The organism is uncultured Aquabacterium sp. (assembly GCF_947366995.1).
Classification (GTDB): Bacteria; Pseudomonadota; Gammaproteobacteria; order Burkholderiales; family Burkholderiaceae_C; genus Aquabacterium.
On the sequence record NZ_CANBCC010000101.1, the window covers coordinates 1 to 9,558 of the forward strand.

Annotated in this window: 15 protein-coding genes; 13 read left to right on the top strand and 2 right to left on the bottom strand. The window is 66.6% G+C overall.

Translation table 11 applies throughout. The annotated features are described in order from the left end of the window. Nucleotides 1-433, top strand: a 433-nt coding sequence (locus Q0Z44_RS17520; RefSeq protein ID WP_298015170.1) for a DUF72 domain-containing protein, incomplete at its 5' end; no start/stop codon positions are given. After that, the gene (locus tag Q0Z44_RS17525; protein WP_298015173.1) at nucleotides 426-887 is read left to right on the top strand and encodes a ribonuclease HI family protein; all 462 of its coding nucleotides are present in this window, start codon (nucleotides 426-428) and stop codon (nucleotides 885-887) included. The genes Q0Z44_RS17520 and Q0Z44_RS17525, both read left to right, overlap by 8 nt. 26 nt (nucleotides 888-913) lie before the next feature. Here Q0Z44_RS17525 and tadA read toward each other — a convergent pair whose 3' ends face one another. Both tadA and Q0Z44_RS17535 read right to left on the bottom strand, forming a co-directional pair. Further along, complete coding sequence (tadA, locus tag Q0Z44_RS17530) at nucleotides 914-1,522, bottom strand: tRNA adenosine(34) deaminase TadA (protein ID WP_298015176.1); 609 nt, start codon at nucleotides 1,520-1,522, stop codon at nucleotides 914-916. Between the two features lie 6 nt (nucleotides 1,523-1,528). After that, the gene (locus Q0Z44_RS17535) at nucleotides 1,529-2,134 is read right to left on the bottom strand and encodes a 2'-5' RNA ligase family protein (protein ID WP_298015178.1); all 606 of its coding nucleotides are present in this window, start codon (nucleotides 2,132-2,134) and stop codon (nucleotides 1,529-1,531) included. Nucleotides 2,135-2,340: 206 nt separating this feature from the next. On the opposite strand from Q0Z44_RS17535, the gene Q0Z44_RS17540 reads away from it, so the two are divergent. The 11 genes from Q0Z44_RS17540 to ccsA form a co-directional block, all read left to right on the top strand. Beyond that, nucleotides 2,341-2,508 carry a periplasmic nitrate reductase, NapE protein gene (locus Q0Z44_RS17540; protein WP_298015180.1) on the top strand — a complete coding sequence of 56 codons (168 nt, stop codon included), beginning with the start codon at nucleotides 2,341-2,343 and terminating at the stop codon, nucleotides 2,506-2,508. Nucleotides 2,509-2,525: 17 nt separating this feature from the next. Beyond that, nucleotides 2,526-2,795, top strand: coding sequence for a chaperone NapD (locus tag Q0Z44_RS17545; RefSeq protein WP_298015182.1), 270 nt, complete (start codon nucleotides 2,526-2,528; stop codon nucleotides 2,793-2,795). Further along, entirely contained in the window at nucleotides 2,792-5,296 is a 2,505-nt protein-coding gene (gene napA, locus Q0Z44_RS17550; RefSeq protein ID WP_298015184.1) for a periplasmic nitrate reductase subunit alpha, read from the top strand. The genes Q0Z44_RS17545 and napA overlap by 4 nt, the downstream gene beginning before the upstream one ends. A gap of 18 nt (nucleotides 5,297-5,314) precedes the next feature. Then, complete coding sequence (locus tag Q0Z44_RS17555; protein WP_109036517.1) at nucleotides 5,315-5,779, top strand: nitrate reductase cytochrome c-type subunit; 465 nt, start codon at nucleotides 5,315-5,317, stop codon at nucleotides 5,777-5,779. Between the two features lie 17 nt (nucleotides 5,780-5,796). Beyond that, nucleotides 5,797-6,378: a NapC/NirT family cytochrome c gene (locus Q0Z44_RS17560; protein WP_298015188.1), complete on the top strand. Its 582-nt coding sequence runs from the start codon at nucleotides 5,797-5,799 to the stop codon at nucleotides 6,376-6,378. Next, complete coding sequence (ccmA, locus tag Q0Z44_RS17565; RefSeq protein ID WP_298015190.1) at nucleotides 6,378-7,013, top strand: cytochrome c biogenesis heme-transporting ATPase CcmA; 636 nt, start codon at nucleotides 6,378-6,380, stop codon at nucleotides 7,011-7,013. The genes Q0Z44_RS17560 and ccmA overlap by 1 nt, the downstream gene beginning before the upstream one ends. Further along, nucleotides 6,968-7,681, top strand: coding sequence for a heme exporter protein CcmB (locus Q0Z44_RS17570; protein WP_298015192.1), 714 nt, complete (start codon nucleotides 6,968-6,970; stop codon nucleotides 7,679-7,681). The genes ccmA and Q0Z44_RS17570 overlap by 46 nt, the downstream gene beginning before the upstream one ends. Next, nucleotides 7,678-8,418: a heme ABC transporter permease CcmC gene (gene ccmC, locus Q0Z44_RS17575; protein WP_298015194.1), complete on the top strand. Its 741-nt coding sequence runs from the start codon at nucleotides 7,678-7,680 to the stop codon at nucleotides 8,416-8,418. The genes Q0Z44_RS17570 and ccmC overlap by 4 nt, the downstream gene beginning before the upstream one ends. Continuing rightward, nucleotides 8,415-8,585 carry a heme exporter protein CcmD gene (ccmD, locus tag Q0Z44_RS17580; protein ID WP_298015196.1) on the top strand — a complete coding sequence of 57 codons (171 nt, stop codon included), beginning with the start codon at nucleotides 8,415-8,417 and terminating at the stop codon, nucleotides 8,583-8,585. Before ccmC ends, ccmD begins: the two co-directional genes overlap by 4 nt. Further along, nucleotides 8,582-9,028, top strand: coding sequence for a cytochrome c maturation protein CcmE (gene ccmE, locus Q0Z44_RS17585; RefSeq protein WP_298015199.1), 447 nt, complete (start codon nucleotides 8,582-8,584; stop codon nucleotides 9,026-9,028). The genes ccmD and ccmE overlap by 4 nt, the downstream gene beginning before the upstream one ends. Next, a partial coding sequence (ccsA, locus tag Q0Z44_RS17590; protein ID WP_298015201.1) for a cytochrome c biogenesis protein CcsA occupies nucleotides 9,025-9,558 on the top strand: 534 nt, incomplete at its 3' end. The genes ccmE and ccsA, both read left to right, overlap by 4 nt.

Sequence of the window (9,558 nt, forward strand, 5' to 3'; positions counted from 1 at the left end):
CGGCGTGGTGGCCGTGGAGGTGCGAGACGCCAGTCTGGTTACGCGGGAGCTGGCCGAGGTGCTGAAGGCAGCCGGGGCAACGTACTGTCTCGGTCTGCACGCCCGCATGCCGACGATCGACGCACAGCTGCCTTTGCTGCGGGCGCTGTGGCCCTCGCCGCTGGTATGCCGGTGGAACCTCCATCGCCGGCATGGGGCCTACGGATACGAAGCGGCCCGCGATCTGTATGCGCCCTTCGACCACATTCAGGATGCCGACTCGGACACGCGGGCCACGCTGGCGCGCGTGGTTCGTGCCACAACCGGTGCCGGCTTGCCGGCCTACGTTTCGATCAGCAACAAGGCCGAAGGCTGTGCACCGCTTTCGGTGGCCGCGCTGGCGGAAGCGGTCTGCGAGACTGCGGACACCGCGCAGGAGCGCGGGCGTGGTTGAGCGCAAGGCCCTGCCCTGGCGCCTGCACTGTGATGGCAGTGCGTTGCCCAACCCCGGGCGCATGGGGATCGGGGCGGTGCTGGTGTCCCCCGATGGCACGCGCCACACCGTGTCGGAAAGGCTGGCCGACCCTGGCTGCAACAACGAGGCGGAAGTGCAGGCGTTGGTGGCCGGTCTGCTGCTGGCGCGCAGCATGGGGGCACAGGCTCTGGCCGTCTACACCGACAGCGACCTGATCGCCAAGCAGCTGGGTGCGCACGCCGCGCCGGATCCGGTGCGGCTGCAGGCATTGCTGGCTCAAGCCCGCACCGTGCTCGGCACTTTCACCTCGCACACGTTGGGCTGGGTGCCACGGCACCGCAATCAGGAAGCCGATACTCTGGCGCGCGCCGCGCTGGGCATGCCACCCAAGCCCGCTGCGTGGCCCAAGGGGCGCCGCAAGCTCAAACGGTGAGCCTGTCGGTGTGACGCCCAGATGCGTCAGTCGCGCTCGGAGCTGCCGGGCGGCAGCTCCACGACCTGGGCCACGGGCAGCAAAGGCTCCTCCTCGATCACGTCGAGGCCGTTCAAGGCCTGGCGGGCCGCCACCGCGCGCAGTGCATCGCGCTCGGCCCGGATCTGCGCCCGCCGCTCGGCGAAGAAACGCTTGAGCATCTGGCTGGCCGGCTCCGCCAGCACGCCCCCTACGATCGCCGTGTGGTGGTTCAGCTGCCGGTTGCCGAACAGGTCGATCACGGAGCCGGCCACGCCGGTCTTGGGGTCGGTAGCAGCGAACACCACCCGCTTGAAACGCGCGTGCATCAAGGCCATCGCGCACATGGCGCACGGCTCAAGGGTGACGAACAGCTCGCAGTCGGGCAGACGGTAGTTTTCGAGCAGCTGGGCGGCATGGCGCAAGGCCACGATCTCGGCATGCGCAGTGGGGTCATGCGTGGTGATGGGACGGTTGTAGCCGGTGGCCACGACCTGCCCTGCCCGCATGATCACCGCTCCGACGGGGACCTCGCCGGCCAGCCAGGCGTTCTGCGCCTGGTCCAACGCGATGCGCATGGCGAACTCGTCGCTTGTGGGAGAGAGGGTGTCGGTCACGGTGATTCAGGATGAGGTGGCTGAAGCCTGGAGCGGCCAGCGCCCTTCTTCGATGTAGCGGCCTTGCCCGATCACGCTGCGCAGCAGCACGAACGAATCGGCACGCCATTGGATGGGCTCGATGGCCCGCTCTTCGAGCGGCTGGCGGCCATAGAAAAGGGTGAGGTGGGGATTGAAGGTCTTGTGAAGCACGCCCGCCGTGAGCCCGGCACGCAGCAGGCGGTCTTGCAGTGTCGACTGGAAGGCCATCAGCGTGGGTTCTGCATCGCCCCCGAGCAGGACGATGGGCAGGTTGCCGGATCTGCCGGTAAAGCTGCCTACGCGGGTAAAGCTGACATCAAAACACGGGGCAGATACGCCGGCCGCGACCGAACGCGCGGCGGCCAGCGTGCCGGAAGGAACGTCACAGAGGAAATGGCCGACGTGGAACAGCGTGACGTGGAAGCGGGCCGCGCGCTGGGTCTTGACCGACACACCCTGGTCGCGCGCCACCTGTGCTGCGACCTCTGCCGCCCGACCTGCGGCGGCGGCATCCGGCATCAGCGCGAAGAAGAGGCTGTAAGGCTGCGGGTCGGCTGCAGCGAACCCGTCCAGCGAAAGTTGTCCTGACACCGCCACGCACTCCTGCCCAACACTCCGGGCCTGCATTTTGCCCCCTGTTTGTCCGGACGGGGCCGCTGGCCCGAGTTGTAAAACACATAACCATGCCGCTGTCGTTTTCTTAGGATCACTTCAGAAGATGTGGTCCACCACGCAGTCCGGCAGTCCCCGCAGTACCCGTTCCATCGAAGAACAACCTTGTCGCCAAGGAGACGCGTGTGGACGACACATCCGACCCGGCCGCCCCCTCGACCAAGCAAGAGGAATGGCGCTCCTTCCTGTTCCTCACCGCTGTGATGGCGCCCGTGACGACCATCGGGGTGGTGGCGGGATGGGGCTTCGCCGTCTGGATCTATCAGCTGATCACCGGGGACTTGCCAGGATGACCCGCAGGACCCAGGCCGTGAATGAGATCCACATTGCCGGTGTCATCGTGCACACGCGCCAGCCTCATACCGTGGCCGCCTGCAGCGCCATGGATGCATTGGAGGGCATGGACGTTGCGCAGTTCTCGCCCGAAGGGCGCGTGGTGGCGGTAGTGGAAGCCCCGTCTGCCGGCGCCGTGATGGACCTGCTGGACCAGGTGCGCGGCATCGAAGGGGTGTTGAACGTGGCGCTGGTCTACCAGCACGCGGAACCGGCTGACGCCATGAATGAGGAGATGGGCCCATGACGACGCGCCGCGAGTTCATTCGCAACACCGCCGCTGCCACGGCGGCCACCGCAGCGGGGCTGCCCGCCACGCTGGACGCCGCGAACGTGGTGACCGATGCCAGCAGGACACAGCTGAAATGGTCGAAGGCCCCGTGCCGCTTCTGCGGCGTCGGTTGCGGTGTCAACGTGGCGGTGAAGGACGGCCGCGTGGTGGCCACGCACGGTGACATCAACGCCGAGGTGAACCGGGGCATCAACTGCGTGAAGGGCTACTTCCTCTCCAAGATCATGTACGGGGAGGACCGCCTGACGCAGCCGATGCTGCGCATGACGAACGGGCGCTATGACAAGAACGGCGAATTCCAGCCCATCAGCTGGGATCAGGCCTTCGACATCATGGCCGAGAAGTTCAAGCAGGCGCTGAAGGACAAGGGCCCGACCGGGATCGGCATGTTCGGATCAGGGCAGTGGACGATCTGGGAAGGCTACGCGGCGGCCAAGCTGTTCAAGGCCGGCTTTCGTTCGAACAACATCGACCCGAATGCACGGCACTGCATGGCCTCGGCGGTGGCGGGCTTCATGCGCACCTTCGGCATGGACGAGCCCATGGGCTGTTACGACGACATCGAGCAGACCGACGCCTTCGTGCTGTGGGGCTCGAACATGGCCGAGATGCACCCGATCCTCTGGACGCGGCTGACAGACCGACGCCTGTCTGCACCACACGTGAAGGTGGCGGTGCTGTCGGTTTACGAACACCGCTGCTATGAGCTGGCCGACATCGCGATGACGTTCAGGCCGCAAACCGATCTGGCGATCATGAACTACATCGCCAACTACATCATCCAGAACAAGCGGTTCAATCAAGATTTCATCAACAAGCACACACGCTTCGTCATCGGCAACACGGACATCGGCTATGGCCTGCGGCCCGAGCACCCGCTGCAGCGCAAGGCAAAGAACGTGAAGGACGCAGGCGGTTCGCGTCCGGCCAGCTTCGAGGAGTACGCGCGCTTCGTGAGCGCGTACGACCTCGAGAGCGTGGCCAAGCTGTCGCAGGTGCCCAAGGAGCGCCTGGTGCGCCTGGCCGAAATGTACGCCGACCCGAAGGTTAAGGTGGTGTCGTTCTTCACGATGGGCTTCAACCAGCACACGCGGGGCACGTGGTGCAGTCATCTGCTCTACAACCTGCATCTGTTGACAGGCAAGATCTCGTCGCCCGGCAACGGGCCGTTCTCATTGACCGGGCAGCCCTCGGCATGCGGTACGGCGCGCGAGGTGGGCACGTTCAGCCACAGGCTGCCTGCCGACATGATCGTGGCCAACCCGAAGCACCGGGCCATTGCCGAACAGATCTGGAAGCTGCCGCCCGGCACGATTCCGGAGAAGCCGGGCTACCACGCCGTGCTGCAGAACCGCATGCTGAAGGACGGCATGCTCAATGCCTATTGGGTGCAGGTCAACAACAACATGCAGGCCGCGCCGAACATCATGCAGGAGGCCATGCCGGGTTACCGCAACCCTGCGAACTTCATCGTGGTGTCGGACGCCTACCCGACCGTGACCACCATGGCGGCCGACCTGGTTCTGCCCACATCGATGTGGGTGGAAAAAGAGGGGGCGTACGGCAATGCGGAGCGGCGTACGCAGTTCTGGCACCAGCTGGTGAAGCCGCCGGGGCAGTCGCGCTCCGACCTGTGGCAGCTGATGGAGTTTTCCAAGCGCTTCAAGATGGAAGAGGTGTGGCCCCGCGAGCTGCTGGACCAGAAGCCCGAGTACCGCGGCAAGACGATGTTCGACGTGCTGTTCCGCAATGGGGTGGTCAACGCCTTCCCGCTCAGGGACATGGACCCGGCGTACGACAACGACGAGGCCAAGGCCTTTGGCTTCTACGTGCAGAAGGGCCTGTTCGAGGAGTACGCACAGTTCGGACGTGGCCACGGGCACGATCTGGCGCCATTCGACGTGTACCACCGCGAGCGGGGCCTCCGCTGGCCGGTCGTGAATGGCCGAGAAACACGCTGGCGCTACCGCGAGGGTTATGACCCGTACGTGAAGAAGGGCGAGGAGGTCCGCTTCTATGGCAACCCGGATGGCAAGGCGGTGGTGTACGCACTGCCCTACGAGCCGGCCGCAGAGGAGCCCGACAAGCAATACCCGTACTGGTTGTGCACGGGCCGCGTGCTGGAGCACTGGCACTCGGGTTCGATGACGCGACGTGTGCCGGAGCTCTACCGCGCCTTCCCCAACGCGGTGTGCTACATGCATGGCGACGATGCCCGGGCCTTGAACCTGCGCCGCGGCGACATCGTCGAGCTGGTATCTCGCCGAGGTTCGATGCGCACGCGCGTGGAGACCCGAGGCCGCAACAAGCCGCCGCCCGGGCTGGTGTTCGTGCCATGGTTCGATGCCAGCCAGCTCATCAACAAGGTCACGCTCGACGCTACCTGCCCGATCTCGCTGCAGACCGACTTCAAGAAGTGCGCCATCGCCATCCGCAAGGTGACGGACCGGGCCTAGTGCACGAAAGGCATCACCATGAAGAACATGTCCATGGCCCTGTTGCTGGGCGTCTGTCTGGCAGGCGGCGCCATTGCGGTCGACATGACGGACCGCATGCGTGGCGCGCCCATCGAGCAGACCACCCGACCGCCCCCGCTGACCAATGCCGACAACAGCGACGTCAGGCGGGTGCGCAACTATGCGATGCAGCCGCCGGTCATCCCGCACAAGATCGAAGGCTACCAGCTCGACAAGAACGCCAACCGCTGCATGTTCTGCCATGCACGTACCAAGACGCAGGAAAGCCAGGCGCCCATGATCAGCACCTCGCACTACATGGACCGCGACGGCAACTTTCTCGCCGAGCTGTCGCCCCGGCGCTACTTCTGCCTGCAGTGCCACGTGTCCCAGGTGCCGCAGAACCCCTTGGTGGAGAACCGCTTCATTGACGTCGACACCTTGCTGAACGCGCCTGCTGGCGCTGCAAGGCCACGGAAGTAAGCCACCGGAGCGCACGCATGTTCAGACTCATACGGCGGTATTTCACCGTGTTGGGCCGGCCCAGCCGGTACATCAGCCTGGGTGTGCTCACGGTGGCCGGCTTCGTGGCCGGGGTGCTGTTCTGGGGCGGCTTCAACACCGCGCTCGAGTTGACCAACACGGAGAAGTTCTGCATCGGCTGCCACGAGATGCGAACCAATGTGTACGCCGAACTCCAGGGCACCATCCACTTCACCAACCGCAGCGGCGTGCGCGCCAAGTGTTCGGACTGCCACGTGCCGCACAACTGGACAGACAAGATCGCCCGCAAGATGCAGGCGTCCAAGGAGGTGTGGGGCAAGGTGTTCGGCACGATCGACACGCCGGAGAAGTTTGCCGCCATGCGCCGCCAGCTTGCAGAAAACGAGTGGAAGCGCATGAAGGCCAACGACTCGCTGGAGTGCCGCAACTGCCACGAGTTCGACTACATGGACTTCACGCGGCAGAGCAAGCGCGCAGCCGATGCACACTCGACCTACCTGGCCAATGGCGAGAAGACCTGCATCGACTGCCACAAGGGCATTGCGCACCGCCTGCCCGACATGAAGGGGGTGCATTGATGCTGCAGCTGGACAAGGTGAGCTTGTTCAGGAACGAGCGCATGGTGGCTCAGGTATTGAGCCTGTGCGTGCAGGCCGGCCAGGCCGCACTCGTGCAAGGCCCCAATGGCAGCGGCAAGACAACCCTGCTCAGGACCGTCTGCGGGTGGCGTCCTGCGTATGCTGGCGCCATCCTCTGGCGTGGCACGCCACTGCGATCTGCCCTCGACACGCTGCGTGAGGATCTGGCCTACCTGGGGCATCAGGACGGCCTTCACGATGACCTGAGCGCCCGCGAGAACCTGCGCTGGCTGGCGGCCCTGGGCGGAGAGGCCCCGGCCGGCCCCGATCTGGACGAGGCCCTCGACGGCATGGGCGTGCTGCACGCCGCCGCGCAGCCGGTACGCGCCCTGTCACGGGGACAGCGCCGGCGCGTGGCGCTCGCTCGCTTTCTGCTGACCCGCAAACCGCTCTGGGTGCTGGACGAACCCCTGGCTGCGCTCGATGCGGCGGGCCAGCAGCGCATGCAGACCTGCGTGGCCCGCCATCTTCAGGCCGGCGGCGTGGCCTTGCTCAGTTGTCATACGGCATCTTGGCCCGATCACCCTTCATGGCACAGACTGTCTTTGTCCGCTCGACCCGGTCTCGCGCACTGAACCGGTCCCCCTTCGCGTTGGCGCTGGCTCGCGGCCTGAGCCTGGCGTGGCGGCGTCGCGTGGACGGCGTGGTCGCCCTGCTCTTCTTCCTGCTGGTCGCCTGGCTGCTGCCGCTGGTGCTGACACCCACGGCCGACGAGCTGCCCACACTGGCGCCTGCCATCGTGTGGGTGGCAGCGGTGCTCGCGATGCTCGCAGGGAGCCTCCGGCTGTTTCAGGACGACGCCGCCAACGGGGCACTCGAGCAGATGCTGCTTGCGCCCGGCGGCCCGACCCTGGCCGTGGCCGGCATGCTGACGGCCCACTGGCTGACGGTCGCCCTGCCGCTGCTGGCCGCCCTGCCGCTCATCGGGGTGCTCTACGGACTGTCGTTGCTGCAATGGCAGTGGCTGGGGGCCTCGCTGCTGCTGGGGATGCCGGCCCTGTGCGGCGTCGTGGCCCTGGCGGCCGCGCTCTCGCTGGGTGCGCGCGGCGGGCTGATGTTGCTGACGCTGCTGAGCGTGCCGCTGGCTTTGCCCGTGATGCTGTTCGGTGTGCGGGCCGCGCAGGGCGACGCGGCGGGCGGTTGGGCGCACGGCGCGCTGATGCTGCTGGGCGCCACCGCGTTGACGGCCTTCGCACTCGGCCCGTGGGGCGTCGCGCGCGCACTGGAGGTCGCCCTCGAATGAACCCCATCCTGCGCTACGCGTCGCCGTCGCTTTTCCACCCGCTGGCCGGGCGCCTGTGGCCTCTCTTCGCTGCAGCCGCCGTGGTCTTCGCGCTGGTCGGGCTCGGGATCGCGTTCTTTGCAGCCCCCACCGATGCGCAGCAGGGCGAGGTCTACCGCATCCTGTTCCTGCACGTGCCCGCTGCATGGATGTCGATGTTCATTTACTTCGTCATGGCCGTGTATGCCGCACTGGGCTTCGTGCTGAGGACACGCCTGTCGACCTTGATGGCCCAGGCCCTGGCACCCACAGGCCTGCTCTACGGCTTGATCGCGCTGGTGAGCGGCGCCGTGTGGGGCAAGCCGACCTGGGGCACCTGGTGGGTGTGGGATGCAAGGCTCACGTCGCAGGTGGTGCTGCTGTGTCTTTACCTGGGTGTGATGGCATTGCGAACCGCGTTCGAGGATCCTGAACGCGGCGAGCGGGCATCGGCACTGCTCGCGATGGTCGGGCTGGTCAACCTGCCCGTCATCTACTTCTCGGTGGTGTGGTGGAACACGCTGCACCAGGGTGCCAGCCTGTCGGTATCGGGCGGCGTGCTGATGGCGCCGGTCATGGTGGCCGGGCTGCTCGCCATGACGCTGGCGTGCTGGTGCCACGCGATCGCGGTGTCCCTGGTGCGGGTGCGCACGCTGATCGAAGAGAAAGAAGCGGGCCGGACCTGGATGACGCGCCAGATGGCAGGAGCACGACCGTGACAATCGACTGGACCTTGCTTTGGCACATGAACGGACACGGGCCTTATGTGTGGGCCACCTACGGCGTGGCGACACTGCTGCTCGTGGTCGAAGCGGGCGCGCTGTGGCATCGTCGGCGGACGCTGCGCGCGGAATACCGCCCGGAGCCTGAAGGGAGGCGGCCTTGAGCCCGGCGAGCCGACGCCGCGCCGGGCGCCTCGCACTGATGGCAGGCCTGCTTGGCCTCGCTACCGCCCTCGTGGTGGGGGCCCTGCGAGACAACCTGACCTTCTTCTACACGCCGTCTCAGGTGCATGCGCAAGGCCTGCAGCCGGGACGCGTCTTCCGCATGGGCGGGCGTGTCGAGGCCGGCTCGCTCGAGCAACGACCGGGCACCCTGGCCGTGCACTTCGTGGTGGCGGACGGGCAACGGCGCGTGCCCGTGGTGTACGAGGGCCTGTTGCCCGATCTGTTCGGAGAGAACAAAGGCGTGGTGGCCTCGGGCCGGCTGGACAAAAAGGGCGTGTTCCGCGCCGACCAGATTCTGGCCAAGCACGATGAAACCTACCAGCCGCCCACGCCGCAGGCAGGGCGCTCCGCACGGCCGGCCTGGCTGGCCAGCACGCCATGATCGCCGAACTCGGCCATTTCGCCCTGATTCTCGCGTTGTGTGCTGCGCTGGCCATGGCATTCGCGCCAGGGGTCGAGGGTTTCGCGGGGCCGGACAACGCCCTGCGCATCCAGCGGCGCGGGGCGGCCTGGGCACTGGGCCTTTGCCTCATCGCCTCCACCGCGCTGATGGCCTGCTTTCTGGTCAACGACTTCTCGGTGCGCTATGTGGCCTCGCACAGCCATTCGACGCTGCCTCCGGGCTACCGCCTGGCCGCCTTGTGGGGCAGCCATGAGGGCTCGATGCTCCTGTGGGTGACCACGTTGACCGGCTGGGCGGCGTGCGTGGCCTGGCGCATCCGCGGGCTGCCGGATGAGTTGGCGGTGCGCGTCCTGGCCGTGCTCGGCTGGATCACCACCAGCCTGCTGCTCTTCGTGTTGCTGAGTTCCAACCCGTATACCCGCCTGCTGCCTGCCCCGCTGGACGGTGCCGACCTCAACGCGCTGCTGCAGGACCCGGGCATGGCCTTCCACCCGCCTGCGCTCTACCTG